The sequence below is a fragment of the uncultured Piscinibacter sp. genome, from assembly GCF_937952055.1.
GTDB lineage: Bacteria > Pseudomonadota > Gammaproteobacteria > Burkholderiales > Burkholderiaceae_C > Piscinibacter.
In genome coordinates, this window is the sequence record NZ_CALFYO010000023.1 from 1 (window position 1) to 25,988 (window position 25,988).

Here is a 25,988-nt window from a genome sequence, read left to right on the forward strand (position 1 = left end):
GTTCAGGGCCACCTGGATTCGGTTCTCGACGTCCACGTTTGGGATTATTTTCCCATTTTGCCAGCGAGTCAAGGACCCTGCCTCCAAGATTTCACCGCCGCTTCACACAAGCCCGGAAGCTTTCGAATGCCCTTCGCAAGCCGCCCGGATGCTGACGACCGTGCCGCGATGGAGCGCGGCACGCCTTCAGGAGAAGCCGCATGCGCCGCGTTCGAGGACCCGTCTTTCCGCTGTTTCGTCACCCCGTGGCGCCGCTGTCACGCACCGGCCGGGTGGTGCTGTGCGTGCTGTTCGCCATCTGGGCCTTCGCCTTGTCCGTGGCCTGGTCGCCGGCCCGTGCCGACGACGCCCAGGCCACCCCGGCCGAAGGCCCGTACTTCCACATCCGCGGCGGCGACCCCGCGCTTGACCGGCTGCCGCTGAAGTCGACCCAGGTCGACGTGCGCATCGCCGGCGTGATCGCCGACGTCACCGTCAGGCAGCGCTACGCCAACGAGGGCCAGCGGCCGATCGAGGCGCGCTACGTTTTTCCCGGCTCGACACGCGCCGCGGTGCACGCGATGCAGGTGAAGCTGGGCGGTCGCGTCATCGTGGCGAAGATCGACGAGAAGCAGCGTGCGCGCATCCGGCACGAGACCGCCAGGCGCGAGGGCAAGACCAGCGCGCTGCTCGAGCAGGAGCGCCCCAACGTCTTCCAGATGAACGTAGCCAACATCCTGCCCGGCGACGACGTGCAGGTGGAGCTGCGCTACACCGAGCTGGTGCTGCCCACCGAGGGGCGCTACGAGTTCGTCTTCCCCACCGTCGTCGGCCCTCGCTATCACCGCGCAGCAGCCGATGGCGGCAGCAGCTCCTTCCCGGCCACGTCGCACCTGAAGGAGGGCGAGGCCTCGCCGGCAGCCTTCGAGCTGAGCCTGCGCTTCGCCTCGCCGCTGCCGGTCAGCGACGTGCGTTCGCCCTCGCACGGCATCGAGGTCGCCGGCGAGGGCACGGCGCAGGCCGAGGTCGTGCTGAGCGACGTCGGCGAGCGTGCCAACCGCGACTTCGTCCTCGCCTACCGCCTGGCCGGCGAGCGCACCGCCACCGGCCTGACGCTGTTCCGCGGCGAGGGCCAAGACGGCGGCGACGAGAACTTCTTCCTTGCCATCGTCGAGCCGCCCAGGTCCATCGCACCCGCGCAGATCAATCCGCGCGAATACATCTTCGTGGTCGACATCTCCGGCTCGATGCACGGCCACCCCCTCGAGACCGCCAAGGTGCTGCTGCGCAACCTGATCGGCAACCTGCGGCCGAGCGACAGCTTCAACGTGATGCTGTTCTCCGGCAGCAGCCAGATGCTCAGCCCGACGCCGGTGCCGGCCACGCGCGCCAACATCGAGCGCGCCATCGCCACCATCGACAGCTCGCGCGGCGGCGGCAGCACCGAGATCGTGCCGGCGCTGCGCCGCATCGCCGCGTTGCCCAAGGCCGACGACGTGTCGCGCAGCGTGGTCGTCGTCACCGACGGCTACGTGACGGTGGAGAACCAGGTCTTCGAGCTGATTCGCCGCAACCTCGGCCGCAGCAACGTGTTCGCCTTCGGCATCGGCAGTTCGGTGAACCGGCACCTGATCGAAGGCATCGCGCGCGCCGGCCAGGGCGAGCCCTTCATCGTCACCAGGCCGGAACTGGCCGCCGCGCAGGCCGAACGCCTGCGCAGGATGATCGACGCGCCCGTGCTGACGGGGCTGCGCGCGCGCTTCGAGGGGTTGGAGGTCTACGACGTCGAACCCGCTGCGCTGGACGCGTTGCCCGACGTGCTCGGCGGCCGCCCGGTGCTGATCCATGGCAAGTGGCGCGGCGAGCCGAGCGGGCAGCTGGTGCTGGAAGGCCAGGCCGCCGGCGGATCGCACACCGACGTGGTGCCGGTCGGCGCACCGGACGACGGCGCCGCGGCGCTGCGCCTTCTGTGGGCGCGCAGCCGCATCCAGCAGCTCTCCGACCAGGAAGCGCTGGAAGGCGGGAGCGGGCAGCGCGAGGCGATCACCGCGATCGGCCTGCACTACAGCCTGCTCACGCAGTACACCAGCTTCATCGCGGTCGACCAGGTCGTGCGCACCCGCGACGCGGCCGTGGCAGCGAACCAGCCGCTGCCGCTGCCGCAGGGCGTGAGCCACCTCGCCGTCGGCGAGGGCCCAGGCGCCGAAGTCGGCGCCGCGGTGCCGAGCACGCCGGAGCCGGCCGCCTGGCTGTCGCTGCTGGTGGTGCTGGGGCTGGTCGGCGTGGCCCTGTCCGGCCGCGGCAAGTGGTGAGGGGGCAGCCATGCAACTCACCTCGATGTGGATGCGCCCGCGAGCCGCCTTCGCCGGCACCGCCCCGGTGCTGGCCTGCCGGCCCTCCTACCTCTCGCCGATGGGCTGGCTGGCGCTGCAGGCCGGCGCGCTGTGGCCGCACGGCGCCTGGATGGCGCGGCGCGTGCAGGATGGCTCGGACGACCCGCTCGGCCTGGCCGCCATCGCCGCGCTGCTGCTGTTGCTGACGCTGCGCGCCCACACGCTGCGCATCGCGCCGCAGACCGGGTGGCTGGCCGCGGCCGCGGCGCTCACCGCGGCCGCCAGTGCGGCGCCGTGGATCGCGCCGCCACTGCTCGCCGCGCTGCTCGCCGCGCTGGCGCTGGCCTGTGCGCTGATGGCCTGGTTGCCGGCGAGCGGGCCGCGCACGCCGCTCGCCGCGCTGGTGGTGCTGGCGCTGCCGCTGCTCTCGTCGCTGCAGTACTACGGCGGCTACCCGCTGCGCGTGCTCACTGCCGAGCTCAGCGCCTGGGCCATGCAGCTCGCCGGCCTCGACGCCGTGCGCAGCGGCGCCTCGATGCTGGTGCGCGGCCAGCTGATCATGGTCGATGCGCCCTGCTCGGGCGTGCAGATGGCCTGGCTGGCCTGGTTCTGCGCCTGCGCGGTGGCAGCGCTGACGGCGCTGCGCGACCGTGCCTTCCTGCGCCGGCTGCCGCTCGTCGGCGTGCTGGTGCTGGCGGGCAACGTGCTGCGCAACAGCGTGCTCGTCGCGCTGGAGTCGCGTCCGCAGGGGCTGGACGCGACGCTGCACGAGGCGATCGGCCTGGCCGTGCTGGCGGCGGTGTGCAGCGCGGTGATCGTGATGATGAAGGGAGGTCGTCGTGAAGTTCTGGTCTAGACACTGGCCGGCGCTCACCCTGCTGCTGCTCGTGCTCTCGGCGTCGCTGCCACTGCTGTCGGCGCCGCGCAGCGGGCCCGTGGCGCCGCACGTCGAATGGCCGCAGCAATGGGACGGCCGCGCGCTGCGCCCGCTGGCGCTCAGCGATGTCGAGCAGCGCTTCGCGGCACGATTTCCCGGCGCCATCGGCCGCTTCTCCGACGGGCAGCGCGTGCTCGTGCTGCGCCAGGTCAACGCGCCCACGCGCATGCTGCATCCGGCGGCGGATTGTTTCCGCGGCCTGGGCTATCGCATCGAGGCCACGCAGCTCGAGCGCGATGCGCAGCAGCGCCTGTGGCGCTGCTTCGAGGCGCAGGGCACCGACGGCCGGCGGCTGCGTGTCTGCGAGCGCATCGCCGGCGAGGACGGCAGCGCGTTCATCGATCCCTCGTCCTGGTTCTGGGCCGCGTCGCTCGGGCAATCGCGCGGCCCGTGGCAGGCGGTCACCGTGGTGGAGGCGTTGTGAAGAAGATCATGCTGTTCCTGGCCGGCCTGATGCTGGCCGTCTCGACGGTGGCGGCAGCGCTGGCCGCGGTGACGCTGCGTGCGCTGGCGCCGCAACCCGGCGAGTGGTCGACGACGCTCGCGCTCGGGCGCTGGCAGAAGCCGGCCAGCGTGCCCACGCTGATGCGCTGGGCGACGCACCCGCTGGTGCTGCCGCGGCTGCACGGCCGGCAGATCGCCGGGTGGCGGCTGCAGGTGAGGGGCGAGCACGGGCTCGAGGCGTCGTGCGCGCCCTGCCGCGTGCAGATCGACGCGCTGGGCCCGCAACCGGTGACGATCGATGCCATGCGGCTGACGCTGCAGGTGCGCGGCGCCGACCGCTTCGACGGCACGCTGCGGCTGGGTGCCGGCGCCAAACCGGTGACGCTGCCGTGGCATGCCGAGTTGAAGGCCGCGGGCCTGGCCCTGCAGGCCGAGTTCGCGCCGACGCCGCTGGCGAGCTTGCTCGCGCCGTTCGGCGCTGCACTGCCCGAGGCAAAGCGGGCGCGCATCGACGGCAGCCTCTCCCTGCGGGCGGAAGCCACGTGGGGCACGCAGGGCCTGCGCTTCACCCGCCTCGTGCCGCGCCTGGCCGATGTCGCGGTCGATGGCCTGGGCACCGAGTCGCTGCTCGATGCCGACGCCGGCGCACGCTGCCGGCCGCAGCCGGCCATCGGCCGCGTCGAGGGCTGGATCCAGAACGCGGTGATCGCCGCCGAGGACCAGCGCTTCTTCGAGCATCCCGGCTACGAGCTGGACGCCTGGGTGTCGGCGCTGAGGGCCAACCAGCGCGACGGCGAGCCGCTGCAGGGCGCGAGCACCATCACCCAGCAGCTCGCGAAGCTGCTGTTCACCGGCGACGAGCGTGACCCCATGCGCAAGCTGCGCGAATGGCTGTACGCGGTGGAGATGGAGCGCACGCTCGGCAAGGGGCGCATCCTGCAGCTCTACCTGGCGGTGCTGCCCTGGGGCGACGGCATCTGCGGCGCCGAAGCCGCCGCCCGGCACCACCTCGGCAAGCCGGCGAACCAGCTCAAGCCGCGCGAAGCCGCTTGGTTGGCCAGCCTGCTGGTCAACCCCGACACGCAGCTGCGCCGCTGGGCGGTGGACGAAGAGGCCGCGCGCGAGCGCGCCGCCTGGGTGTTGAAGGGCATCACGCGGCTGCCGCGCGAGCGGCGCGAAGCGGAACTGGATGCGCTGGTGAGCTGGCGGCCGCCGATCGGGCGCGGTGCGCCGCGCTGACCTGTCGTGCCGAGCTCAGAGCCGCATGCGCGGCGGCGTGGTCGTTGTTGGCGCCGCGCCGCCGAGCCAGTCATTCACCAGCGCCTCCAGGTCTCCGTCCTGCGCCGCCTGCCAGACCCACTCCGGCGCCATCACGCGCGTGCCGGCGGAACTGTCCGGCAACGCTTTCGCGAGTGCGACGACCAGTGCCGCCACCTTCGCCGCGCGCACCGGCTGCTCGCGCTGCGGCACCATCATGCGCAGCTGCGCGAGCACGAGGTCGGCCACGCGCTGCAGGCCGGGCCGGCGCAGCGCGTCGGGGCGCTGAGCGGTGCGCAGCAGCGCCACGTGATCGAAGCCGAGCGCGGCCACCGCCTGCTCGTCCAGCGTCGCCAGGCCGGCCTTCAGCGCCTGCGGCAGCGAGGCGCTGTCGTGCGGCATTACGACGATCAGGTGGCGCACGCCGCAGGCGAGCAACCGGATCGCCAGCGGCAGCAGCTGCTCCGGCTGCGGCTGCAGCAAGGCGGCCTCTCGGCCGTTGACGTGGCGCGGCCTGTCGAACACCACCGCCGCCAGTCGCACCCGAGCATCGGGTGTGTCGCCGAGCGTGGCCGCGTCCTGCGTCTCCAGCCCCTGCACGGTGGCGTGGAAATCCTGCGTCACCAGCACGCGCACCGGCGCAAAGGCGCGTGAGGCAAGCAGTGCTTCGAGCACCGCCGCGCCCAGCGCGCCGCCTCCGCCGGCGACGATCACGCCGGGCTGCGGCGCGCTTGCCGGCAGCATGCCACGGCCGGCGCGCAATGCCTGCTTGACCAGCTCCATAAAGCAATTGTCGCGGGTGCATTGAATTGACGCCGCGCGGTCCCACATCCGGCCTCGCGGAGTACCATCGCCGCGCTTCAACCGGGAGACCCGACCATGCTCAAGACCCTTGTCCGCTCCTCACGCGCCGCTGGCGTCGCGCTGCTGGCGGCCGTCGCGCTCAGCGGCTGCGGCTACAACGACTTCCAGCGCCTGGACGAGCAGACCAAGTCGGCCTGGTCGGAAGTGCTCAACCAGTACCAGCGTCGCGCCGACCTGATCCCCAACATCGTCGCCACCGTCAAGGGCGAGGCGAACTTCGAGCAGGAGACGCTGACCAAGGTGGTGGAGGCGCGCGCCAAGGCCACCTCCATCCAGGCGACGCCGGAACTGGTCAACAACCCCGAGGCGTTCAACAAGTTCCAGGCCGCGCAGGGCGAACTGTCGAGCGCGTTGTCGCGCCTGATGGTGGTGGTCGAGAACTACCCGAACCTGAAGGCCAACCAGGGCTTCCAGGACCTGCGCGTGCAGCTCGAGGGCACCGAGAACCGCATCACCGTGGCGCGCGGCCGCTACGTCAAGGCGGTGCAGGACTACAACGTGCTCGCACGCAGCTTCCCGACCAACCTGACGGCGATGCTGTTCAGTTACCAGGTCAAGCCGAACTTCAGCGTGCAGAACGAGGCGCAGATCTCGCAGCCGCCCGCAGTGAGCTTCGACAAGCCCGCCTCGAAGTGATGCCGTGACGCGTCTGTGGCGGCTCCTGGTGGCTGCCGCGCTGTGCGGCGCGGCGGCGCTCGCCCAGGCGCAGGACGTGCTGCCGGTGCCGCCGCTGTCCGGCCGCGTGATCGACCAGACCGGCACGCTGACGCCGGCGCAGCAGCAGGCGATGAGCGACAAGCTCGCCGCGATCGAGGCGAAGCGCGGCTCGCAGCTCGTCGTGCTGATCGTCGCCACCACCCAGCCCGAGGACATCGCGGCCTACGCGCAGCGCGTCGGCGACAGCTGGAAGATCGGCCGCCTGGCGGTGGGCGACGGCGCGTTGATCGTGGTGGCCAAGAATGACCGGCGCGTGAACATCCAGGTGGCCAAGGCACTGGAAGGGGCGATCCCGGACCTCGCCGCCAAGCGGATCATCAGCGAGGTGATCAGCCCGGCCTTCCGCCAGGGCGACTTCGCCGGCGGACTCAACGCGGCGATCGACCGGCTCGATGCGCGCATCGGCGGCGAAGGCCTGCCCGAGCCTTCGGCGAAGGCCGCCAAGCCCTCGGGCAAGGGCTTCAACTTCGAGGACCTGGCGATCTTCATGTTCGTCGCCGTGCCGGTCATCGGTGCGGTGCTCACCGGCATGCTCGGCCGCAAGCTCGGCTCGCTGGGCACGGCCGCGATCGCCGGCGGCATGACCTGGGCGTTCACCACCAGCACGCTGATTGCCATCGGCGCCGGCTTCGTCGCGCTGATCCTCGTCGGCGTGATGGCTTCGGGGGCGTCGCGCCGCGGCGTGTCGCGCGGACATTCGCAGGGCGGGCCGGTGATCTGGGGCGGCGGCAGCGGCGGCGGGTGGGGCGGCGGCGACGGCGGCGGCTTCAGCTCGGGCGGCGGCGGCGACTTCGGCGGCGGCGGCGCCTCGGGAGACTGGTGATGAACCGCTTCGTGCGCATCTTCAAGCATCGCTGGACCGACGAGCGCGACCTCGCCCGCGCCCTCGACGCCGCCACGCTGGCGCGCATCCAGGCGCGCGTGGCGGCGAGCGAGCGGCGCCACAGCGGCGAGATCCGCGTCTGCGCCGAGGCCGGCCTGCCGCTGAGCTACCTGTGGCGCGGCGCGACGGCCCGCGAGCGCGCGGTGGCGATGTTCGGCAAGCTGCGCGTCTGGGACACCGAGCAGAACAACGGCGTGTTGATCTACCTGCTGCTCGCCGAACACCGCATCGAGATCGTCGCCGACCGCGGGCTGAACCGGCATGTCGGCCCGGCGCGGTGGCAGGAGTTGATGGAGCGCATGCGCAGCGCCTTCCGCGCCGGGCAGTTCGAGGCCGGGCTCAACGACGCGATCGACGCGGTCGACGCCTTGCTGGTGCAGCACTTCCCATTGGCGCCGGGCGAGCACAACCCGAACGAGCTGGCGGACACGCCGCACCTGCGCTGAAAAGCCGGGCTCGCCGCACAATACCGCGGCGATGGACCTCACCGGCCTGGCCACCACCAAGATCCAGCCGCCGCGCGCGCGCAGCACCCGCATTGCGCGGCCGGCGCTCGACGCGGCGCTGCGCGAAGCGATGCGCACGCGCCGCCTGGTGCTGCTGGTCGCGCCGGCCGGCTTCGGCAAGACCTCGGCGCTGGCCGGGCAGATCGCTGCGCTCGACGCGGGCACGGCGCTGGCCTGGGTCTCGCTCGACGAGGACGACGACCCGGCGCGCCTGTTCGGTGCGCTGGCCGCCGCGCTGGAACCGTTCGACCTGCCCTGGCGCAGCGCGCCGTCCGCGCTGGCCGGCCGCCTCGGCGAGGAGGATGGCGGCGCGCGCGCCGCCGTGGCCGAGCTGGTCAACGCGCTCGCTGCGAGCGACGCGCCGCATGGCCTGATCGTCTTCGACGACCTGCACCGCGTTCAGTCGCCCGAGGTGCATGTGCTGCTCGAGGCGCTGCTGGAGCGGTTGCCATCGCAATGGACGGTGGTGATCTCCACGCGCGTCGCGCCGCGCCTGCCGCTGGCGCGCTGGCGCGCCGCCGACGAGCTGGCCGAGTTCGGCCAGGATGCGCTGCGCTTCAGCATGGACGAGGCGCGCGCGCTGGCCGAGGCCGAGCAGGCGCCGGGGCTGGAGGCGCGCCTGTCCGAGCTGATGGCGCGCACCCAGGGCTGGCCGGCCGGCCTGAGGCTGTGCTTCGCGGCGCTGCGCGGCCGTGCCGGCGCCGCGCCGCTGGGCACCGCCGGTGCGCGTCCGGCGGCGGTGGACCGCAGCCTGTTCGACTACCTCGCCTGCGAGATCATCGACGAGATGCCGATCGCGCTGCACGACTTCATGGTGCGCAGCTCGGTGCTGCCGGTGCTCACCGCCGAGGCTGCCGCCGCGGTGACCGGCGACGCGCGCGCCGCACAGCGACTCGACGAGATCGAGCGCCGCGGCCTGTTCGTCACCGCGCTCGACGCCGACGAGCGCACGCTGGTGCTGCATGACCTGTTCCGCGATGCGCTGGAGGACCGCCTGCGCAAGCGCTTCCCCGACGAGCTGCCGGTGCTGCTGCGCCGTGCCGCGGCGGTCGAGCACGATCCGCTGCGCCGCGTGTCGCTGCTGCTGCACGCCGGCGACTGGGCGGCGGCCGAGGCGGCGTTGGCCGCGATCGTCGACGAACTGCTGGTCGAAGGGCAGGGGCCGGAGGTATCGCGACTGGTCGCACAGTTCCCGGCCGGCTGGCGCGAGCGTTCGTCGCGGCTGCTGCGCTTCGAGGCGATTGCCGTGTGCATGCGCTGGCGCTGGAGCGAGATGGCGATGCTGATGGAAGCCGCGGTCGCGGCAGCGCGGCACTCCGGCGACGTCGGCGAGCTGCGTCTCTCGCAGGCCATGCTGCTCGCGGCCTGGAACGCCGACGACCAGGTCGAGCGCGCACAGGCGCTGTCCGACGAGCTCGTCGCGCAGGACTTGCCGCCGGAGGCCGAGCTGCTGGTGCTCGACGCCCAGTGCACGCTGCTGCACGACCGCGGCGACTTCGAAGCGCTGCGCGAGCGCTTCACCCAGGTGCTGCAGCGCCTCGAGGACCACGGCTCGCTGCTCAACTGGTGGGAGTGCTCGCCGCCCACCTCGTGGGCCGGCCTGCCTGGCATGGCGCCGCTGCTCGAGCGCTACGGGCGCGAGGCGCTGCGCCGCATCGGCGAGCGCGAGCTGCCGGTGCGCGCCACGCTGCATGCGCTGCAGGCCGCGTCGCTGGTGTGGGCCGGGCGCATCGACGAGGCGCAGGCCAGCGCGTGCCAGGCCGAGGCCGATGCGCGCTGGCTGGCGCGCTCCTCGGAGATCGCCGTCGCGCTGAACCTCATCCGCACATACATCGCCGCGCTGCATGGCGACGCTGCCGAGGTGCAGGGCCGGCTGGAGGCGCTCTTCACGCAGGAAACCGAGCACGCCTCGCCGAGCCGGCTGCGCTTCTGGCGCGCCCATGTGGCCCGCATCGCCGTGCGCGCGCTCGACCTGCTCGGCGCCGGCGGGGCGGCGCTGCGCCACTGGCAGAGCTGGCACCCGAAGCCGGCTGCAGCGGGCGACGTCGACCCGCTGGCCGCGCGCATCCTCGCCGCCGAGGGCCGCTGGGCCGACGCGGCCGACGCCTTCACCGCGCTGCTGCCCCACGCCGCCGAGCTGGACATGCTCGGCCAGGGCATCGAGCTGCAGCTGCGTGGCGCGCATGCGCTGCTGCGCGCCGGGCGTGCGGCGCAGGCCGGCGCGCCGCTGGCCGAGGCCCTGCAGCGTGTGGCCGACGCGGGCAGCGACGGCCATGCGCTGATGGCCGGCCCGGCGGTGCTCGGGGCACTGGCGGCGCAGGACTGGGCGCAGGCCCTGGATGCCTCGCAGCGCCGGCTGCTCGCTTCGCTGGCCGCACGCTCGGCAGCGCTGCGCGGAGCGTCCGCCGCGCCCGGCATGGCCGGGGCGGCCGGAGTCGACATGTCGGCCACGCCGGCACGGGAAAGCACGCCGGACGCGCCGGAGCCGGCGGCCCTGCTGCTCAGCAGCCGAGAGCGCGAGGTGCTCGAACGCATCGCCGCCGGCGACAGCAACAAGCTCATCGCCCGCGCGCTCGACATCAGCCCGCACACCGTGAAGCGCCACGTGGCCAACATCCTCGACAAGCTCGCCTTGCAGTCGCGCGGCCAGGCAGCGGCCTGGCTGCGCGCCAACCCTCGATAGCCCTTTCTCGGAGAATCGAACCATGCAACGCCGTTCCCTCGTCCTGTCACTGGCCACGCTCGCGCTTGCGCCGCTGGCCGCCTGTTCGAAGAAGGACGAATCCACAGCCGCCAGCCAGGCGGCCGCGCGCAAGCCCAGCGGTATCGAGGCCTACGCGATCGCCACGCGCGGCCACGGCTTCAGCGTCGGCGCGCTGATGGCGGCGAACACCGTCTACGTGTTCTTCGATTCCACCTGCCCGCATTGCGCCGAGCTGTGGCAGGCCTCGCAGCCGCTGCTGAACCGGTTGAAGATGGTGTGGATCCCGATCGGCCTGCTGCGCCCGCAGTCGGGGCCGCAGGGCGCGACCATCCTCTCCGCGCCCGACCCCGCCAAGGCGATGAGCGAGCACGAGGCCAGTGTGCTGCAGCGCGGCGGCGGCATCAGCGTGCCGTCCAGTCTGTCGGACGAGGTGCTGCAGAAGGTGAAGGACAACACCGAACTGTTCCGGCAGCTGCAGGCCGAGAGCGTGCCGTTGATCGTCTATCGCAACGCGCAGTCCGGTCAGCACGGCATGCATGCCGGCGCGGTGGACACGGCGACGCTGGCGTCGCTGGCCGGGGTCTGACGCGAGGCCCGCAGGGCTTGCGCTGACGAGGCGGATCTGCGTCAATGGCCAGCAATCAGCCATCCGTGGATGGTGCCTCGGAAGTGTGCGGACGATGCGGACAATGACTCAGGCGTGGCGGATCGGCCGGTGGGCGCTGCTCCTGGCCGTCGCAGGATGCGGCGGTGGTGGCAGCGACCCGGTCGTCCTCCCGCCGGGGCACTTCACGCAGGGCATCTGGCGCGGGAGCGCCGTGCTCGACGGACAGGATCTCGGGCTGGTGGTGGGCATGATTGCCGCCAGCGGTCAGGCGAACCTGATCCTGTTCGCGGGTGACAGCCAGCTGCGCGGCAACGTCGAGTCGGACGGGGCCGCCCTGGACACGGCGTTCTCGGGCCTGTCGTTGTTCGGCGTGTCCGGGGACTTTTCCGAGCGATACGAGGTCGACGGCGGCACGGTGGCCGCGGGCGCGAGCCTGACCGCCGAGTTGACCGGATCGCTGTCAGGCCGCCCGCTCACGCTCGACCTCCAGTACGACACGCGCTACGAACGCCCCGCGTCGTTCGGGGTGATGGCGGGCGTCTGGCGCCGCGAGCTCGATGGCCACTTTCTCGAATGGCAGATCGATGCCAGCGGCCTGCTGGCAGGCACCGACTCGAACGGATGCGCGTACGCGGGACAGGTGACGATTCCCGACCCCACGCGCAACCTGTACCGCATGAGCTACCAGATCACGGGCTGCTACTCGAGCGCGCTGCAGGTGGACGGTCAGGCCGTGCTCGACGACGGCGCGGCTGCCGGTGACACCCTGCACAGCGCCGGCACCGGCGCCCTGGGCCCGCTGAACATCGACTCCTTCGTGGAACGGCTGACGCGCCAGTAGGAAGCCCGCGCCGCGCGCGGTGCGTTTCGCCCGGCTAGGCCCCGCCGACCTCGGCATCGGGCACGCGGCGGCGTGCCGTCACCTCGATCTCGATGCGCATGCGCTCGTCCAGCAAGGCGGCGCACAGCATCGTCGCGGCCGGCCGCACCTCGCCCATGAAGCGGCGCAGTACCGGCACGCACGCGGCGAAGTCTTCGCGGCTCGGCACGATGTAGTGCACGCGCACCACATCCTGCAGCGACGCGCCGGCGCGCGCCAGGGCGCTGGCGATGTTGGCGAAGCACTGCTCGGCCTGGGCGGCCGCTCCGTCGGGAATCGTCATCGTCGCGTAGTCGAAGCCGGTCGTTCCGGAGACGAAGATCCAGTCACCGTCGACGACGGCGCGCGAGTAGCCGATCTCCGCCTCGTAGGCGGAGCCGGAACCGATGAGGACACGGGTCATGGTGGAGCGAGGTGGCTGCGGGAAGCGTAGTGTCGACCCTGCGAGCCGGACCGCGAAGTCTCGCCCTCGCGCAGGCATGACCGACAATCGTTGCCGACCGCCACCCCGGCCCGATGGCCCCGACCATGACCGACGTTCACGACCGCCCCCCGTTGCCCGACCGCCTGTCCATCGATCCGCGCAGCCCGCACCACGTGGCGGCGGTGTTCGCTCACGAGGTCGGCATCCGCTTCAACGGTGCGGAGCGCAACGACGTCGAGGAGTACTGCATCAGTGAAGGCTGGGTGCGCGTGCCGCACGGCCGTGCGGTGGACCGCAAGGGCAACCCGGTGATGCTCAAGCTCAAGGGGCGAGTCGAGGCGTTCTACCGCTGAGGCGCGGTCGTCGCGTCAGCGCGGCGACACGATCGCCTGCCGGAAGGCCGACAGCCAGCCCTTCAGGCGCTGTGCATGGGTCGTGCCGACGCGCACCATGATCTTCTGCCCGGACGACAGCGACTCGAGCTGCTCGTCCACGTACTCGTAGCGCACCCACGGCCTCGTCGAGGGCACCTCGCCCTTCACGTCGACCAGCTTCACCGCGGGCGGCCGCTTCGGCTCCGGCGCGGCGATCAGGTGGTCGACCACCTCGACGAGGCGGTCGTTGAAGTGGCCCTTCGGGTAGCCCAGCTCCGCGTAGGCCTGCTGGAACAGCGGGTACAGGCGCCGGTACAGCGCCGCCGCCTGCGCGGGCGGCACCGACGCGACGAAGGCGACGAAGGGCTCGTAGCGCGCCGCGTTGTCCGGCCCGATCAGCTCGGCGTCGCCGGCAATCAGGCGCTGCAGCTTGCCGGGCGTGGGCTGCACCGGCCACAGCCGCGACGCCGCCATCGGCCGCGCGAGGTTGTCCACCGTGACGACGGTGCGGCGCACGAAGCCGTCGACGTTCAGGAAGGCCAGCACGCCGGGCCTGCCCACGAGTTCGGCGAGCGCCGACTGCACCATGCCGTCGGACTGGTCGAGCGCCGGCAGCGGCGCCGGCGCCGGGGCTTCGGCGAGCGGCTCGATGGGGTGTTTCGGGCCGGCATCGGCCAGTGGCGCCGAGGCCGGCTCGGGCGCGGGCAGCGGCGCCGGCGCCTCGGCCACCGGCGGCGGCGGCGCCACCACCTTGCCCCGGGACAGCCACCACCAGGTGGCGCCGGTTACGGCGATCGCGACCAGCAGCCCCGCGATCAGGGCGATGTGGCGTCGTTGCATGCGGCCTCCGCGTGTTCCCTCGAACAGAGTGCGACCCGCAGGTTACGCCTGCGTTCGACCATATTTGTATCAATGTTTCGGTGCGAGCGGGGTCAATTCGGGTGCGCCGCGGCCGATTCGGGCTCCGGGCGGGCGCGCAGCGCCCACAGCACGCCGGCCACCAGCAGCGCGATGCCGGCCAGCGTCGCGGCCGCCGGCCACTGCCGGCGCAGCACGAAGGCATAGGCCAGCGCCGACAGGGTCTCGAACACGATCAGCTGCCCGGCGATGGTGGGCGGCAGGCGCTGGCTGGCCTCGTTCCAGCACAGCGTTCCGAGCCAGGAGGCGAACAGGCCGATGGCGAACATCAGAGCGACGAAGTCGGCCGCCCGCGGGCCGAACGGCATGGCGAACGGTGAACCGGACAGGGCGAACCAGGCCCAGGTCAGCGCATAGCCGAGCAGCGCCAGCGGCAGCGTCGCCAGGCCTTGCGCGGTGGCCCAGCCTCGCGGGCTGCGCTCGGGGTGGGCGCGCAGCCATTCGGCGTTGCGGATCGGGTACCAGGTCCAGCAGGCGACCGCGCCCACCGCCAGCGCCGCGCCGAGCAGGTAACGGCCGAGGTCGGCATCGGGCTCGGCCTTCAGCCGCTCGAGCTCGACATGGTTGACCAGCGCGATGCCGATGGCGATCAGCCCGAGCGAGGGTGCGAGCTGCGACCAGCGCAACGGATGCTCGCGCCGCGTGCCGGCGCGGTGGCCGCGCAGGTTGGCGGTGATGGCGATGACCACCGGCAGCGTGCCGATGATCATCGTCGGCAGCGGACCGCCGGCGCGCTGGATGGCGCTGGCAAGGAACAGGTAGTAGACGATGTTGCCGACCAGCGCCAGGCGCAGCGCTTCGCGCCAGTCGGCGCGGCTGAGCTGGCGCAGCGTGGCACGGTCGAGCCAGGCCAGCGGCAGCGCGATCAGACCGAAAGCGAGGTAGCGGCCGAACGACTGCAGCGTGGCCGGGTACTCGGGCAGCATCAGCGGGCCGACGAACACCAGGCCCCACATCAGGCCGGCGGCCAGGGCGAACAGCGTTCCGGTGAACAGGGGTGCGGCAAACATGAGGCCGCGAGTGTCGCTCAGGCCCGCCGCGCCGGTCTTGTACCGAGTTGCTGCTGGTAGCGCGCCGGCGTTACCCCGTAGCGGTGCGCGAAGGCACGCGTCAGGTGGGCCTGATCGACCAGGCCGACGGCCGCGGCCACCTGCGCCGGCGCCTCGCCGGCGGCGAGCTGCCGCTTCGCCTCGAACAGGCGCAGCGCCATCAGCGTCTGCTGCGGCGTGGCATGGTGGGCGCGCTTGAACTGGCGCAGGAAGTGGAACGGACTGAGTCCCGCCACTGCGGCCAGCTCGTCGAGCGTGAGGCGCTCGCCGAGGTGCTCGCGCAGGAACTCGATCACACCCGCGAAGCGCGGCGTGCTTGCGTCGCGCGCCGCCTGCGCCACGCGGGCCGCGGGGCGCAGCGCGTGCACCAGATCGAGCAGCAGCGCGTCGAAGGCGAGGGGCTCCTGCGCATGCCAGAGCTGGCGCAGCAGCCGGCCTACGCGGCGTGCGCGCGGCGCGTCGCGGCGCACCGCCTCGGCGAACCACCAGCCGCGCTCGCCGCTGAGCTGCTCCAGCACGTCGGCGTCGATGTAGGCCATGGCGTAGCGCCAGCCGCCGCTCGTCTCGGCCCGGCCGGTGTGCAGCTCGTCGGGGTTCATCAGCACCAGCGTGCCGGCCGGCGCGAGGTGCTCCTCGCCGCGGTAGCGGAAGCGCTCCACGCCGGCCTCGATCGTGCCCAGGCCGAAGGCCTCGTGGGTGTGCGGCTCGAAGCTGTGGCGCACGATGTGCGCGCGGTAGAGCTCCACGCCCGGGCGGTGCAGCGGGCGCTTGAACTCGGCGGCATCGAGCGCGTGCTCGAAGGTCTCGGGGACGGCTTCCATGGTGGTCGGCGAGGGCACCATTCTCCGCGCTTGCGCTACCCTTGCCGCATGAAGACCTTCAACGTCGAGCTGCAACGCATCAAGGCGATGTCCAACAGCCACGGCTTGGTGCGTGCGCGTGTGGACGCGATCGTGCAGCCGTCGCCGCCGCGTGACGAGGGCGAACCGAGCAGCACGCTGACGCTGACGGTGGAGAACGCGCGCGTGCTCTACCTGCTGCTCAAGCAGCAACTCGCCGAGGTGGACTCGCGCAAGGCGCGCAGCCAGCGCTGATCACTCGGCGGCCGTGGCGGCCACGCGCTGCGGCGGCAGCTTCCATGCGCCGCTGCGGATCTCCGCGTGGGTCAGGCGGCGCACCTCCACCTTGGCGATGCCGCCGATGCCCAGCTTGCGCGCGGCGGCGCGGCTGAGATCGATGATGCGTCCCGGCTTGAAGGGGCCGCGGTCGTTGACGCGCACCACCACCTCGCGCTTGTTCCTCGGGTTGCGCACCAGCGCGTAGCTGGGCAGCGGCATGGTCTTGTGCGCCGCGGTCATGGCGTGCATGTCGTAGACCTCCCCGGTGGCCGTGCGCCGGCCGTGGAAGGGGCGGCCGTACCAGGAGGCGATGCCGGTCTCGACCAGCGGCACATCCTCGGCCTCGGGCTCGTAGCGCTCGCCCTTGATCTCGTAGGGCACGTTGGGCGGGCCCTGCGGGATCGCCGCCACGCGCGGCACCGCATCGGGCGGATGCGGCCGGGGCGCGGGCCTGGCGGGCACCGGCGGCGCGGGCGCGGCGGCGGCTTCCTCGCCGCCGGGCCACGGCAGCGGCAGGGTGGGCAGGCGCAGCGAGCTGCAGCCCGTGAGCAGCAGCGCGAATCCCAGCAGCACGATGGGGCGGCACAGGGCAGGGTGTTGAGGCACGTCCATGGGCGCAGTGAACGGCGCAAGGCGTGTCTGCAGCGGCCGCGGAAACAGTTGTTCGCGGCGAACCGTGACAAGCGGACGGATCGCGGCGGCTCGGCAGGGGCAGATGCAAGTAACCGCAACCGACCGGCGAGGCGCGGGCGCAACAGCGGCGGCTGACATTCGGCAAGCCGAGTGCCGTCGGCGATGGACAGAATCGCCAGATCACGATCGATGACGAGGAGTGATCATGGCGACCTTGCGAAGCCTCTGGCCCGCGATCTGCGGCGCGGCAGGGCTGCTCGCCGGCTGTACGGGCGTGGAACTGCAGAACCGGCAGCCGGCCCAGGAACTCGCGCAGGCGGCCAAGCCGCCCGGCTCGGTCTACACCGGCTGGCGCGTGTTCCAGGAGCGCTGCGCCGGCTGCCATGGCGGCGCGGCCACCGGCACGGCCAATGCGCCCGACCTGCTGCAGCGGGTGCAGTCGATGGGCCAGCGCCAGTTCGTCAGCCGCGTGCTCTACCGCTACGACTGGGGCATTCCTGCCGCGCGGGCCGGCAGCGAGACCGCCGCGCGCGAAGCCCTGGTCGAGGAGATCATGCAGCGCCGCGAGGGCGCGCTGGTGATGCCGGCCTGGCAGGGCGAGCCGAGCGTGAACGCGCACATCGCCGACCTCTACGCCTACCTTTCGGCACGCAGCGAAGGCCGGCAGGGGCCGGGGCGGCCGCTGCCGTAGACACCGCCGTGCCGGGGGGCGGCTCGCGCTAGCCGGACCTGCTGTCCAGCGTGAGCGCGACCGGCACGCCAGCGCGCAGCGTCTGCAGCACCACACAGGCTCGCTCGGCGGCCCTGCAGAGCTGGTGCAGCCGCTGCGGCGGCGTGTCCGGCGCGACGCGCAATCGCGCGACGACGCGGATGTTCTGGAAACCCACCGGCACCTTCGGGTCCATGCCGAGCGTGCCGCGCACGTCGACCTCGGCGTGCACTTCGACGGACAGCGATTCGATGCGCACGCGATAGACGTTGGCAACCATGCGCAGGCTCGATTCCTGGCAACTCGCCAGCGCGGCGCACAGCAGGTCGCCCGGCACCGGCGCGTCGTGCAGGCCGCCGATGGCGCCGTGAACCGCGAAGGTGATGTCGGCCATGGCCGAACTGCCGGCGCGTACCTGGCCATGCAGCGGGTCGTGCAGATCGTCGCTCGCGATCGATGCGTGGTCGACCACCATCGCCGTCTCCGGCGCCGAGCGGTAGCGCGCGCGCAGCGGCGCCTGCCGGTCGCGCACGTCCACCTCGACCCCCCTGCCACGGGCGGTCATGACCCTGTGCCCCCGAGGCCCATGCGCCCCTGGGCGCGCTCCGGCGCGAGGCGCAGCCGGCGGCCATCCGCCTGCACGAGCACGGCCGACCAGCGATGCCGCGGCCGCTCGTCCAGCCACACGCGCAGCCGCGACGGCCGCAGCGCCGAAACCATGAGGCGCGTGGCGCGGGCGTCGAGGGCCGCATCGCCGGGCGCGAGCAGCCAGTCCTGCGTGTGGCCGTCCTGCGTGATCCACAGCAGTCCGGCCTCGGCGCCGATCGCCACAGCGCCGGGGGCGCTCAGGTAGAGCAGCGCGTCGCGGTCCAGCTCGAGGCCGTAGCCGCGGCCGACGGCCCGCGCGGAGTCGGTGTCTTCTCTCATCTCGTTCTCCTGGCTCGCGGCCCGGCAAGGACCTGCGGGCGACAAGCGCGTCAGGCGCGGGTGACCACCACTTCGAGGTACTCGCTCGGCAGGACCAGAGAGCCCGGGCCGGCGCGGTTGAATCGCTCGAGCAGCGCGTGGATGTCGCGCTCCAGCGCGGCGGCGTTCGGGCCCAGCGCGGCGAACGCCTTGTGGACAGGCCCGTACCAGGTGCGGAAGACCTCGATCCAGTGCGCCGGCGAGCGGTAGCGCATCTGGAAGTGCCGGCTCTGGATGTCGATCGCCGCGGCCCCGTCGCCGAACAGCGACTGCAGGTGTGCCTCGGTGCCCCACAGCGCGGGCGAGCGTGCACCGGCCGGTGGCGGCAGGTGTGCGCCGATGGTCTTGAAGAGCTGCCCGATGAAGCCTTCGGGGGTCCAGTTGGCCAGCGCGATGCGGCCGCCCGGCCGGCACACGCGCAGCATCTCCGCGGCTGAGCGCGAATGGTCGGGCGCGAACATCACGCCGAAGGTCGACAGCACGAGGTCGAAGCTGGCATCGGCGAACGGCAGGGCCTCGACATCGGCGACCTGGAACTGCACCGGCAACTGCTCGGCCTCGGCGCGGGCGCGGCCGCGACCGAGCAGCGCGGCGACGTAGTCCGTCGAGACGACACGGGCGCCGCGCCGGGCGGCGGCCAGCGTCGCGTTGCCGTTGCCGGCGGCGACGTCGAGCACCTGCTCGTCGGTGCGCACGTCGGCCGCCTCGCACAGCATCTCGCCGACGATCTGCAGGGTGGTGCCGACGACGGCGTAGTCGCCGGAGGCCCAGGCGGCCTGCTGCTTCTGCTTCAGTGCGGCCAGATCGGGCGCGGCGAGGGTGGGTGCGGCGGCAGGGGTGGTGAGCGTGCACATGGTGTTCCTTACAAGGTGGGTTGGAGGGCGGCATCCGGTGTGTCGGTGCCGGGCCAGTCTCGCGGCCACGCCGTCGGCTGTCCTGACCCGGCGTCCGCGCCGCCTCTCCTCGCGGCCGCCGTGCGTCCAGTGCGGCGCCACGACTGACCGACCGTCCGGCGGAACTGACCGAGCGGCCGCACACCGGCACGCGCCGTGCTGCCGCAGAGCGGCGGCCAGCACAATCGGGCGCTGTCACGCCGGAGGAAACCCATGGATGCGAAATCGATCGCCGAGGCCGTGCAGCGGGTCGAGCAGGCCTTCGCACGCAAACCCGGGCTGGCCCGGCACGACGACCTGCCTGCGCTTGCCACGCTCGCCGAAGGGCTGCGGGTGCGCGTCGAGCTCCCCGGGGGCGCCGCCCTGTACACCGACCTGCCGCCGCAGATGGGCGGCGAAGGAGCGGGTGTGCCGCCGGGCTGGCTGATGCGTGCGGGCCTGGCCTCCTGCCTGACGACGGCGGTGGCGCTGCGTGCGGCGTGTCTGGGCATCGAACTGCGTGCCCTGTCCGTGCGTGCGCTCAGCGAGTCCGACGCGCGCGGTCTGCTCGACGTCGAGCCGGCCGTTGCGGCGGGGCCCCTGGGGCTCACACTGAACGTCGCCCTCGAGGCGGTGGGTGCCGACGAGGCGACGCTGCGCGAGTTGGTCGCCTGGGCCGATGCGCATTCCCCGCTGTCGGACGCGGTGCGGCGGGCGATCGACCTGCGCGTCCGCTTCGAGGCGCAGGCGGCCTGAGCATGGACGCACTGTCCGAGGTGCTTCGCGTCGTGCGCCTGAGCGGTGCGGTGTTCTTCAATGCCAGCTTCAGCGCACCTTGGTGCTTCTCCTCGCCCGAGGCCACCTCGGTGAAGCAGACCCTGCATCCGGGCGCCGAGCGCGTGGTGATCTACCACCTGGTCACCGAGGGCGAGTGCCGTCTCGAGGTCGACGGCCTGCCGCCGACGCAGCTGCGTGCCGGCGACGTGGTCGTCTTTCCGCATGGCGACGCCCACCGCATGGCTTCCGCGCCCGACGTGGCGGCGGCGCCCTCGGCCAACCTGCGCGCGTTGCTGCAGCGGCGGCCGCGGCGCGTCCGCTACGGCGGCGGCGGGGCGGGCACGCGTTTCGTCTGCGGCTACCTGGCCTGCGATCCACGGCTGTGCCGACCGATCCTGACCGCGCTGCCGCGCGTCGTCGTGGTGCACCTGCGCGACGCGCCGGGCGGCGACTGGCTGGAGGCCTCGATCCGCTATGCCGTGGCCGAGGCCGCGTCACCGCGGCCGGGCGGGGAGGGCGTGTTGGCCAAGCTTTCCGAGGTGCTGTTCGTCGAGACGCTGCGCCGGCACGTCGAACAGCTCGCCCCCGAGCAGACCGGCTGGCTGGCCGGCCTGCGCGACCGTGTCGTCGGCAGGGCACTGGCCGCGCTGCACGAGCGGCCGGCGCACGCCTGGACGCTGGAGACCCTCGCGCGCGAGGCCGGCAGCTCGCGCACCGTGCTGACCGAGCGCTTCGGCCACTTTGTCGGCCAGGCGCCGATGCACTACCTGATGCGCTGGCGCATGGCGCTTGCCGCGAACCTGTTGCGCAGCAGCTCGCTGGACCTGGCGCGCATCGCCGAGGAAGTCGGCTACGACACCGACACGGCGTTCATCCGCGCCTTCCGGCGCGAGTTCGGCAACCCGCCGGCGACCTGGCGGCGCGATCAGCGCGAAGCGGCGGTGGCGGGCTGATGCGCCCCACTGCGGCACCTCGGCGCCGAAGTGTTGTCCCGCCGCAAATGTCGGCAGTCTGTTTGAGGCCGCGCAATGCACCCGCCCCGAGGCTGGGCGTCAATGCGGGCGCATGAGCGCTGACTTTCCGGTCCCCACGGCCCTGGCCGACCTGCTGGACATCCTGCCCGATGCGGTGGTGATCGTCACCGCGCAGGGTGTCATCGGATACGTCAACCCCGCGGTACGCGCGCTGCTTGGCTATGCGCGCGACGAGATCGTCGGCCAGCCGCTGTCGACACTCGTGCCGCAGGCGATGCGCGCGCGCCACGAGGCCATGGTCGAGAAGTTCCGGGACGGCGGCGCGCCGACGATGATGGGCTCCCGCCCGGTGCTGCGCGCGGTGCACAAGACGGGCCGGCTGGTGCCGGTCTCGATCTCCTTGTGCAACATGCCGCTGAGCAACGGCGAGGTGGCGTCGGTGGCGGTGGTGCACGACATCTCGCTGCTGCACACGCACCTCGACCGTGCGACCCTGCAGGCGCAGACCGATGCGCTCACCGGCCTGGGCAACCGCCTGCTGCTGTCGCGACAGATCCAGGCCGACCTGGAGAACGCGCGGCCGTTCGCGCTGCTGTTGATGGACCTGACCGGATTCAAGGGGCTGAACGACCGCCATGGCCACGCGGCAGGCGATGACGCGCTGTGCGTCGTCGGCCAGCGCCTGCAGAGCCTGGTGCGCGACACCGACGTGGCCGCGCGCCTGGGCGGCGACGAGTTCGTGCTGGTGCTGGACGGGCTGACCGACACCGGCCGCCTGCAGGCGATCGCGCAGTCGGTGGCCGACAGCCTGGCGCGGCCGCTGCGCCTGGAGGGTGTGACGGTCACGCTGGGCGTGAACATCGGCGGCGCACTCTACCCGGGCCACGGCGACACCGAGAACGAGTTGCTCGGGGCCGCGGACCGTGCGATGTACGAGGCCAAGCAGGCAAGGCAGGCCTACCGGCTGGCGGACTGAGGGCCTCGCCCCGCACCACGAGAAGGCCCCGGCGCCAGGCGCCGGGGCCCGGAAAGACGCGGCGGGCAGCCGCCGCGTTCAGGTCCGGTTCACACCATGCGCCGCATCAGCGCACCTTGCCGGCCTTCCACGCGTTGAGCAGCGTGTCGTAGGCGATCGTCTCGCCCTTGGGCTTCTCGTTGGCCAGCTTGGCCCACGGGGCGCCCTTGTCGCTCAGGTACTTCTTCGGGTCTTCCTTCTTGTTGAGTTTCGGGGCGCAGCGGGCCATGCCGGCGCGCTCGAGACGGGCCATCACCTGATCCATCTCCTCGGCCAGGTTGTCCATCGCCTGCTGCGGCGTCTTCTCGCCGGTCACCGCCACGGCCACGTTCTTCCACCACAGCTGCGCGAGCTTCGGGTAGTCGGGCACGTTGGTGCCGGTCGGCGTCCAGGCCACGCGTGCCGGGCTGCGGTAGAACTCGACCAGACCGCCCAGCTTGGGCGCCAGGTCGGTCATCGCCTGCGACTGGATGTCGCTCTCGCGGATTGGCGTCAGGCCGACGATGGTCTTCTTCAGCGACACCGTCTTCGAGGTGATGAACTGCGCGTACAGCCAGGCGGCCGCGGTGCGGTTGGCATCATGCTCGGCGAAGAAGGTCCAGCTGCCGACGTCCTGGTAGCCGTTCTGCATGCCCTGCTTCCAGTACGGGCCGTTCGGGCCGGGGGCCATGCGCCACTTCGGCGTGCCGTCGGCGTTGACCACCGGCAGGCCCGGCTTGGTCATGTCGGCGGTGAAGGCGGTGTACCAGAAGATCTGCTGTGCGATCTGGCCCTGCGCCGGGACCGGACCGGCCTCGCCGAAGGTCATGCCGGTGGCTTCCTTCGGTGCGAACTTCTTCATCCAGTCGACGTACTTGGTCAGCGCGTACACAGCGGCCGGCGAGTTGGTCGCACCGCCGCGCGAGACGCTGGCGCCCAGCGGCGTGCAGCCGTCCTCGCTCGCGCGGATGCCCCACTCGTCGACCGGCTTGCCGTTCGGGATGCCGATGTCGGCGGTGCCGGCCATCGACAGCCAGGCGTCGGTGAAGCGCCAGCCGAGCGACGGGTCCTTCTTGCCGTAGTCCATGTGGCCGTAGATCGGCTTGCCGTCGATCTCCTTCACGTCGTTGGTGAAGAACGCGGCGATGTCCTCGTAGGCGCTCCAGTTCAGCGGCACGCCGAGCTCGTAGCCGTACTTCTTCTTGAACTTCTCCTTCAGGTCGTCACGCGCGAACAGGTCGGCGCGGAACCAGTACAGGTTGGCGAACTGCTGGTCGGGCAGCTGGTACAGCTTGCCGTCCGGCCCGGTCGTGAAGCTGGTGCCGATGAAGTCCTTCAGGTCCAGGCCGGGGTTGGTGAACTCCTTGCCGGCGCCCGCCATGTAGTCGGTCAGATTCATGATCTTCCCGTAGCGGTAGTGCGTGCCGATCAGGTCGGAGTCGCTGATCCAGCCGTCGTAGATCGACTTGCCCGACTGCATCGAGGTCTGCAGCTTCTCGACCACGTCGCCTTCCTGGATCAGGTCGTGCTTGACGGTGATGCCGGTGATCTCGCTGAAAGCCTTGGCCAGCGTCTTGCTCTCGTACTCGTGGGTCGTGATCGTCTCGGAGACGACCGAGATCTCGGTCACGCCCTTGGCCTTGAGCTTGGCCGCCGCATCGACGAACCACTTCAGCTCCTCGGCCTGCTGGGCCTTGCTCAGCGTCGACGGCTGGAACTCGCTGTCGATCCAGCGCTGGGCGATTTCGCCGCCCGGTGCCGCGGCGGGTGCCGCGGGCGATGCGGTCGCTGCCGGGGCCTGGGCGGCGGGTGCCGCAGGCTCTTCCTTCTTGCCGCAGGCCGCCAGCACCAGCAGGGCGGCCGCCATCGCGGTGTATCGCAGTTTCATGTCCATCTCCTCGTTCTTCGGCTTCCCCGTGTGCGTTGGTGTCAACACGGCCCCGGGGAAGCTCCGGGCCGGATTGCGAAAGCGGGAACGATCAGCCGCGCCGCATGATCAGCGCGAGCAGCGCCATTGAGAGCACGAAGCTGATCCAGATCGACGGTTCGTGCGCCAGGCTCAGCCATGCCATCAGCTTGTCGCTGATCGCGACGAAGGCCAGGTTCACGTAGGCCGCGCTGAGCAGGCCGATGAAGAGGCGGTCGCCGCGGGTGGTGGCGATCGGCAGGAAACCCTTGCGCTCGACGGTCGGCGAGCGCAGCTCCCACACCGTCATGCCGACCAGCATCAGCACGATGCAGGTGAAGAAGACCGCCACCGGCAGGGTCCAGGCCATCCAGTTGAACATCTCACGCCCTCCAGAAATGACGACGTTCGCTCACACGCGTCCCATCGCGAAACCCTTCGCGATGTAGTTGCGCACGAACCAGATGACGATCGCGCCGGGCACGATGGTCAGCACCCCTGCCGCCGCCAGCACGCCCCAGTCCATGCCGGAGGCGCTGACGGTACGCGTCATCGTCGCGACGATCGGCTTGGCGTTGACGCTGGTCAGCGTGCGCGCCATCAGCAGCTCGACCCAGCTGAACATGAAGCAGAAGAACGCCGCCACGCCCACGCCGGCCTTGATCAGCGGGATGAAGATGGTCAGGAAGAAGCGCGGGAACGAGTAGCCGTCGATGTAGGCGGTCTCGTCGATCTCGCGCGGCACGCCGCTCATGAAGCCTTCCAGGATCCACACCGCCAGCGGCACGTTGAAGACGAGGTGCGCCAGCGCCACCGCGATGTGCGTGTCCATCAGCCCGAGCGTCGTGTAGAGCTGGAAAAAGGGCAGCAGGAACACCGCCGGTGGCGTCATGCGGTTGGTGAGCAGCCAGAAGAAGACGTGCTTGTCGCCCAGGAACGAATAGCGGCTGAACGCGTAGGCCGCCGGCAGCGCCACCAGCAGCGACACCACCGTGTTGATCACGACGTAGATCAGCGAGTTGATGTAGCCCGAGTACCAGGACACGTCGGTGAAGATCACCTTGTAGTTGTTCCAGGTGAAGGCGTTCGGCCACAGCGAGAAGGTGCCGAGAATCTCCTCGTTGGTCTTGAACGACATGTTGACCATCCAGTAGACGGGCAGGATGGCGAACAGCAGGTACAGCAGCAGGAAGACCACGCGCTTGTGGAAGCGGTTCTCATGCATGGCCGGCCTCCGTCTTGTCGGCAGTGCCCACGCGCTGCATCCAGTTGTAGAGGATGAAGCACAGCAGCAGGATGATGAGGAAGTAGATCAGCGAGAACGCCGCCGCGGGGCCGAGGTCGAACTGGCCGACCGCCTTCTGCGTCAGGTACTGGCTGAGGAAGGTGGTGGCGTTGCCGGGGCCGCCGCCGGTGAGCACGAAGGGCTCCGTGTAGATCATAAAGCTGTCCATGAAGCGCAGCAGCACGGCGATCATCAGCACGCCGCGCATCTTGGGCAGCTGGATAAAGCGGAACACCGCGAACTTGCTCGCGCCGTCGATGCGCGCCGCCTGGTAGTAGGCGTCGGGAATGGCGCGCAGCCCGGCGTAGCAGAGCAAGGCCACCAGCGGCGTCCAGTGCCACACGTCCATCACCAGCACGGTGAGCCAGGCGTCGGTGGCGGACCCGGTGTAGCTGTAGTCGATGCCCAGCCTCGCCAGCGCGGCACCCAGCAGGCCGATGTCGGTGCGGCCGTAGATCTGCCAGATCGTGCCGACCACGTTCCACGGGATGAGCAGCGAGATCGCCACGATCACCAGCACCGCCGAGGCTTTCCAGCCCTTGGCCGGCATCGACAGCGCCAGCGCGATGCCCAGGGGGATCTCGACCAGCAGCACCGCCAGCGAGAAGCCGATCTGGCGCACCAGCGCGTCGAGCAGTTCCTCGTCGCGCATCACCGCCTTGAACCACTCCGTGCCGACGAACACGCGACGCTCGGGCGAGATGATGTCCTGCACCGAGTAGTTCACCACCGTCATCAGCGGCAGGATGGCCGAGAAGGCCACACAGACCACGACCGGCAGGATGAGCAGCCAGGCCTTCTGGTTCACCGGTTTCATGGGGCCCCCTTCGCGCCTGCGGCGCGGTCTCCCCGAGGAGGAAGTCCGCCCGACTCGAGGC

29 protein-coding genes are annotated in these 25,988 nt (G+C 71.5%); 16 read left to right on the forward strand and 13 right to left on the reverse strand.

Features of this window, described 5'->3' with window-relative positions; all coding sequences use genetic code 11:
- Positions 1-200: 200 nt before the first annotated feature.
- Genes Q0599_RS19730 through Q0599_RS19745 form a run of 4 tightly spaced genes read left to right on the forward strand, consistent with a single transcriptional unit; the run spans position 201 to position 4,932 of the window.
- Positions 201-2,291: a VIT domain-containing protein gene (locus Q0599_RS19730; RefSeq protein ID WP_298833328.1), complete on the forward strand. Its 2,091-nt coding sequence runs from the start codon at positions 201-203 to the stop codon at positions 2,289-2,291.
- Between the two features lie 10 nt (positions 2,292-2,301).
- Positions 2,302-3,168, forward strand: a complete 867-nt coding sequence (gene xrtQ, locus Q0599_RS19735) for an exosortase Q (RefSeq protein ID WP_298833330.1) — start codon at positions 2,302-2,304, stop codon at positions 3,166-3,168.
- Positions 3,152-3,673: a hypothetical protein gene (locus tag Q0599_RS19740; RefSeq protein ID WP_298833333.1), complete on the forward strand. Its 522-nt coding sequence runs from the start codon at positions 3,152-3,154 to the stop codon at positions 3,671-3,673. Before xrtQ ends, Q0599_RS19740 begins: the two co-directional genes overlap by 17 nt.
- Complete coding sequence (locus Q0599_RS19745) at positions 3,670-4,932, forward strand: biosynthetic peptidoglycan transglycosylase (RefSeq protein ID WP_298833336.1); 1,263 nt, start codon at positions 3,670-3,672, stop codon at positions 4,930-4,932. The genes Q0599_RS19740 and Q0599_RS19745 overlap by 4 nt, the downstream gene beginning before the upstream one ends.
- 15 nt (positions 4,933-4,947) lie before the next feature.
- On the opposite strand, the gene Q0599_RS19750 is transcribed toward Q0599_RS19745, so the two are convergent.
- A complete protein-coding gene (locus Q0599_RS19750; RefSeq protein ID WP_298833339.1) occupies positions 4,948-5,733 on the reverse strand; it encodes a hypothetical protein in 786 nt (261 codons plus the stop codon).
- Between the two features lie 96 nt (positions 5,734-5,829).
- Here Q0599_RS19750 and Q0599_RS19755 point away from each other — a divergent pair, with 96 nt between their 5' ends.
- The 6 genes from Q0599_RS19755 (at position 5,830) to Q0599_RS19780 (ending at position 12,072) form a co-directional block, all read left to right on the forward strand.
- Positions 5,830-6,450: a LemA family protein gene (locus Q0599_RS19755; RefSeq protein ID WP_298833342.1), complete on the forward strand. Its 621-nt coding sequence runs from the start codon at positions 5,830-5,832 to the stop codon at positions 6,448-6,450.
- Between the two features lie 4 nt (positions 6,451-6,454).
- Complete coding sequence (locus Q0599_RS19760; protein ID WP_298833345.1) at positions 6,455-7,354, forward strand: TPM domain-containing protein; 900 nt, start codon at positions 6,455-6,457, stop codon at positions 7,352-7,354.
- A complete protein-coding gene (locus Q0599_RS19765; RefSeq protein WP_298833347.1) occupies positions 7,354-7,860 on the forward strand; it encodes a TPM domain-containing protein in 507 nt (168 codons plus the stop codon). Before Q0599_RS19760 ends, Q0599_RS19765 begins: the two co-directional genes overlap by 1 nt.
- Before the next feature lie 31 nt (positions 7,861-7,891).
- Positions 7,892-10,603, forward strand: coding sequence for a LuxR C-terminal-related transcriptional regulator (locus Q0599_RS19770; RefSeq protein ID WP_298833350.1), 2,712 nt, complete (start codon positions 7,892-7,894; stop codon positions 10,601-10,603).
- 22 nt (positions 10,604-10,625) lie between these two features.
- Positions 10,626-11,210: a thioredoxin fold domain-containing protein gene (locus Q0599_RS19775; protein WP_298833353.1), complete on the forward strand. Its 585-nt coding sequence runs from the start codon at positions 10,626-10,628 to the stop codon at positions 11,208-11,210.
- Positions 11,211-11,313: 103 nt separating this feature from the next.
- On the forward strand, positions 11,314-12,072 hold the full coding sequence (locus Q0599_RS19780) for a hypothetical protein (protein ID WP_298833356.1): 759 nt from the start codon (positions 11,314-11,316) through the stop codon (positions 12,070-12,072).
- Between the two features lie 34 nt (positions 12,073-12,106).
- Here the strand turns inward: Q0599_RS19780 and Q0599_RS19785 are convergent, their stop codons facing one another.
- A complete protein-coding gene (locus Q0599_RS19785) occupies positions 12,107-12,514 on the reverse strand; it encodes a RidA family protein (RefSeq protein ID WP_298833359.1) in 408 nt (135 codons plus the stop codon).
- 125 nt (positions 12,515-12,639) lie between these two features.
- On the opposite strand from Q0599_RS19785, the gene Q0599_RS19790 reads away from it, so the two are divergent.
- On the forward strand, positions 12,640-12,888 hold the full coding sequence (locus Q0599_RS19790; protein WP_298833361.1) for a DUF3297 family protein: 249 nt from the start codon (positions 12,640-12,642) through the stop codon (positions 12,886-12,888).
- Positions 12,889-12,903: 15 nt separating this feature from the next.
- Here the strand turns inward: Q0599_RS19790 and Q0599_RS19795 are convergent, their stop codons facing one another.
- The 3 genes from Q0599_RS19795 to Q0599_RS19805 all read right to left on the reverse strand — a co-directional run bounded on the left by Q0599_RS19795 (position 12,904) and on the right by Q0599_RS19805 (position 15,697).
- A complete protein-coding gene (locus tag Q0599_RS19795) occupies positions 12,904-13,749 on the reverse strand; it encodes a DUF3014 domain-containing protein (protein WP_298833363.1) in 846 nt (281 codons plus the stop codon).
- A gap of 92 nt (positions 13,750-13,841) precedes the next feature.
- Positions 13,842-14,822: a DMT family transporter gene (locus Q0599_RS19800; RefSeq protein WP_298833439.1), complete on the reverse strand. Its 981-nt coding sequence runs from the start codon at positions 14,820-14,822 to the stop codon at positions 13,842-13,844.
- Between the two features lie 32 nt (positions 14,823-14,854).
- Positions 14,855-15,697: an AraC family transcriptional regulator gene (locus Q0599_RS19805; protein WP_298833365.1), complete on the reverse strand. Its 843-nt coding sequence runs from the start codon at positions 15,695-15,697 to the stop codon at positions 14,855-14,857.
- 48 nt (positions 15,698-15,745) lie between these two features.
- Here Q0599_RS19805 and Q0599_RS19810 point away from each other — a divergent pair, with 48 nt between their 5' ends.
- Entirely contained in the window at positions 15,746-15,970 is a 225-nt protein-coding gene (locus Q0599_RS19810; protein WP_298833368.1) for a hypothetical protein, read from the forward strand.
- Here Q0599_RS19810 and Q0599_RS19815 read toward each other — a convergent pair whose 3' ends face one another.
- Positions 15,971-16,606: a septal ring lytic transglycosylase RlpA family protein gene (locus Q0599_RS19815; protein ID WP_298833370.1), complete on the reverse strand. Its 636-nt coding sequence runs from the start codon at positions 16,604-16,606 to the stop codon at positions 15,971-15,973.
- A 226-nt stretch (positions 16,607-16,832) separates the two neighbouring features.
- Between Q0599_RS19815 and Q0599_RS19820 the strand changes: the two genes are divergently transcribed.
- The gene (locus Q0599_RS19820) at positions 16,833-17,318 is read left to right on the forward strand and encodes a c-type cytochrome (RefSeq protein ID WP_298833372.1); all 486 of its coding nucleotides are present in this window, start codon (positions 16,833-16,835) and stop codon (positions 17,316-17,318) included.
- Between the two features lie 28 nt (positions 17,319-17,346).
- Here the strand turns inward: Q0599_RS19820 and Q0599_RS19825 are convergent, their stop codons facing one another.
- From Q0599_RS19825 to Q0599_RS19835, 3 genes are read right to left on the reverse strand one after another with little or no spacing between them, the layout of a single operon-like run.
- On the reverse strand, positions 17,347-17,901 hold the full coding sequence (locus Q0599_RS19825; protein WP_298833374.1) for an OsmC family protein: 555 nt from the start codon (positions 17,899-17,901) through the stop codon (positions 17,347-17,349).
- The gene (locus tag Q0599_RS19830) at positions 17,898-18,263 is read right to left on the reverse strand and encodes a DUF2917 domain-containing protein (protein WP_298833376.1); all 366 of its coding nucleotides are present in this window, start codon (positions 18,261-18,263) and stop codon (positions 17,898-17,900) included. The genes Q0599_RS19825 and Q0599_RS19830 overlap by 4 nt, the downstream gene beginning before the upstream one ends.
- A 50-nt stretch (positions 18,264-18,313) precedes the next feature.
- Positions 18,314-19,156: a class I SAM-dependent methyltransferase gene (locus Q0599_RS19835; RefSeq protein ID WP_298833379.1), complete on the reverse strand. Its 843-nt coding sequence runs from the start codon at positions 19,154-19,156 to the stop codon at positions 18,314-18,316.
- Between the two features lie 252 nt (positions 19,157-19,408).
- On the opposite strand from Q0599_RS19835, the gene Q0599_RS19840 reads away from it, so the two are divergent.
- The 3 genes from Q0599_RS19840 (at position 19,409) to Q0599_RS19850 (ending at position 21,901) form a co-directional block, all read left to right on the forward strand.
- A complete protein-coding gene (locus Q0599_RS19840; RefSeq protein ID WP_298833382.1) occupies positions 19,409-19,930 on the forward strand; it encodes an OsmC family protein in 522 nt (173 codons plus the stop codon).
- Positions 19,931-19,932: 2 nt separating this feature from the next.
- Positions 19,933-20,904 (forward strand): AraC family transcriptional regulator, encoded by a 972-nt coding sequence (locus Q0599_RS19845; RefSeq protein WP_298833385.1) that lies wholly within the window; start codon positions 19,933-19,935, stop codon positions 20,902-20,904.
- Between the two features lie 112 nt (positions 20,905-21,016).
- Positions 21,017-21,901, forward strand: a complete 885-nt coding sequence (locus Q0599_RS19850; RefSeq protein ID WP_298833388.1) for a sensor domain-containing diguanylate cyclase — start codon at positions 21,017-21,019, stop codon at positions 21,899-21,901.
- Between the two features lie 106 nt (positions 21,902-22,007).
- Here the strand turns inward: Q0599_RS19850 and Q0599_RS19855 are convergent, their stop codons facing one another.
- From Q0599_RS19855 to Q0599_RS19870, 4 genes are all read right to left on the reverse strand, one after another.
- Positions 22,008-23,807 (reverse strand): ABC transporter substrate-binding protein, encoded by a 1,800-nt coding sequence (locus Q0599_RS19855; RefSeq protein ID WP_298833390.1) that lies wholly within the window; start codon positions 23,805-23,807, stop codon positions 22,008-22,010.
- Between the two features lie 91 nt (positions 23,808-23,898).
- Complete coding sequence (locus tag Q0599_RS19860) at positions 23,899-24,207, reverse strand: DUF2160 domain-containing protein (protein WP_298833391.1); 309 nt, start codon at positions 24,205-24,207, stop codon at positions 23,899-23,901.
- 30 nt (positions 24,208-24,237) lie between these two features.
- Positions 24,238-25,050 (reverse strand): carbohydrate ABC transporter permease, encoded by an 813-nt coding sequence (locus Q0599_RS19865; protein ID WP_298833393.1) that lies wholly within the window; start codon positions 25,048-25,050, stop codon positions 24,238-24,240.
- Positions 25,043-25,927, reverse strand: coding sequence for a carbohydrate ABC transporter permease (locus tag Q0599_RS19870; RefSeq protein ID WP_298833396.1), 885 nt, complete (start codon positions 25,925-25,927; stop codon positions 25,043-25,045). Before Q0599_RS19870 ends, Q0599_RS19865 begins: the two co-directional genes overlap by 8 nt.
- Positions 25,928-25,988 lie beyond the last annotated feature (61 nt).

What these genes read in the sequence shown, in the direction of transcription:
- Q0599_RS19730 (WP_298833328.1), top strand. Translation starts at nt 201, where the DNA reads ATGCGCCGCGTTCGAGGACCCGTCTTTCCGCTGTTTCGTCACCCCGTG.
- xrtQ (WP_298833330.1), top strand. Translation starts at nt 2,302, where the DNA reads ATGCAACTCACCTCGATGTGGATGCGCCCGCGAGCCGCCTTCGCCGGC.
- Q0599_RS19750 (WP_298833339.1), bottom strand. Translation starts at nt 5,733, where the DNA reads ATGGAGCTGGTCAAGCAGGCATTGCGCGCCGGCCGTGGCATGCTGCCG.
- Q0599_RS19755 (WP_298833342.1), top strand. Translation starts at nt 5,830, where the DNA reads ATGCTCAAGACCCTTGTCCGCTCCTCACGCGCCGCTGGCGTCGCGCTG.
- Q0599_RS19765 (WP_298833347.1), top strand. Translation starts at nt 7,354, where the DNA reads ATGAACCGCTTCGTGCGCATCTTCAAGCATCGCTGGACCGACGAGCGC.
- Q0599_RS19770 (WP_298833350.1), top strand. Translation starts at nt 7,892, where the DNA reads ATGGACCTCACCGGCCTGGCCACCACCAAGATCCAGCCGCCGCGCGCG.
- Q0599_RS19775 (WP_298833353.1), top strand. Translation starts at nt 10,626, where the DNA reads ATGCAACGCCGTTCCCTCGTCCTGTCACTGGCCACGCTCGCGCTTGCG.
- Q0599_RS19780 (WP_298833356.1), top strand. Translation starts at nt 11,314, where the DNA reads ATGACTCAGGCGTGGCGGATCGGCCGGTGGGCGCTGCTCCTGGCCGTC.
- Q0599_RS19785 (WP_298833359.1), bottom strand. Translation starts at nt 12,514, where the DNA reads ATGACCCGTGTCCTCATCGGTTCCGGCTCCGCCTACGAGGCGGAGATC.
- Q0599_RS19790 (WP_298833361.1), top strand. Translation starts at nt 12,640, where the DNA reads ATGACCGACGTTCACGACCGCCCCCCGTTGCCCGACCGCCTGTCCATC.
- Q0599_RS19795 (WP_298833363.1), bottom strand. Translation starts at nt 13,749, where the DNA reads ATGCAACGACGCCACATCGCCCTGATCGCGGGGCTGCTGGTCGCGATC.
- Q0599_RS19805 (WP_298833365.1), bottom strand. Translation starts at nt 15,697, where the DNA reads ATGGAAGCCGTCCCCGAGACCTTCGAGCACGCGCTCGATGCCGCCGAG.
- Q0599_RS19810 (WP_298833368.1), top strand. Translation starts at nt 15,746, where the DNA reads ATGAAGACCTTCAACGTCGAGCTGCAACGCATCAAGGCGATGTCCAAC.
- Q0599_RS19815 (WP_298833370.1), bottom strand. Translation starts at nt 16,606, where the DNA reads ATGGACGTGCCTCAACACCCTGCCCTGTGCCGCCCCATCGTGCTGCTG.
- Q0599_RS19820 (WP_298833372.1), top strand. Translation starts at nt 16,833, where the DNA reads ATGGCGACCTTGCGAAGCCTCTGGCCCGCGATCTGCGGCGCGGCAGGG.
- Q0599_RS19825 (WP_298833374.1), bottom strand. Translation starts at nt 17,901, where the DNA reads ATGACCGCCCGTGGCAGGGGGGTCGAGGTGGACGTGCGCGACCGGCAG.
- Q0599_RS19830 (WP_298833376.1), bottom strand. Translation starts at nt 18,263, where the DNA reads ATGAGAGAAGACACCGACTCCGCGCGGGCCGTCGGCCGCGGCTACGGC.
- Q0599_RS19835 (WP_298833379.1), bottom strand. Translation starts at nt 19,156, where the DNA reads ATGTGCACGCTCACCACCCCTGCCGCCGCACCCACCCTCGCCGCGCCC.
- Q0599_RS19840 (WP_298833382.1), top strand. Translation starts at nt 19,409, where the DNA reads ATGGATGCGAAATCGATCGCCGAGGCCGTGCAGCGGGTCGAGCAGGCC.
- Q0599_RS19845 (WP_298833385.1), top strand. Translation starts at nt 19,933, where the DNA reads ATGGACGCACTGTCCGAGGTGCTTCGCGTCGTGCGCCTGAGCGGTGCG.
- Q0599_RS19850 (WP_298833388.1), top strand. Translation starts at nt 21,017, where the DNA reads ATGAGCGCTGACTTTCCGGTCCCCACGGCCCTGGCCGACCTGCTGGAC.
- Q0599_RS19855 (WP_298833390.1), bottom strand. Translation starts at nt 23,807, where the DNA reads ATGAAACTGCGATACACCGCGATGGCGGCCGCCCTGCTGGTGCTGGCG.
- Q0599_RS19860 (WP_298833391.1), bottom strand. Translation starts at nt 24,207, where the DNA reads ATGTTCAACTGGATGGCCTGGACCCTGCCGGTGGCGGTCTTCTTCACC.
- Q0599_RS19865 (WP_298833393.1), bottom strand. Translation starts at nt 25,050, where the DNA reads ATGCATGAGAACCGCTTCCACAAGCGCGTGGTCTTCCTGCTGCTGTAC.
- Q0599_RS19870 (WP_298833396.1), bottom strand. Translation starts at nt 25,927, where the DNA reads ATGAAACCGGTGAACCAGAAGGCCTGGCTGCTCATCCTGCCGGTCGTG.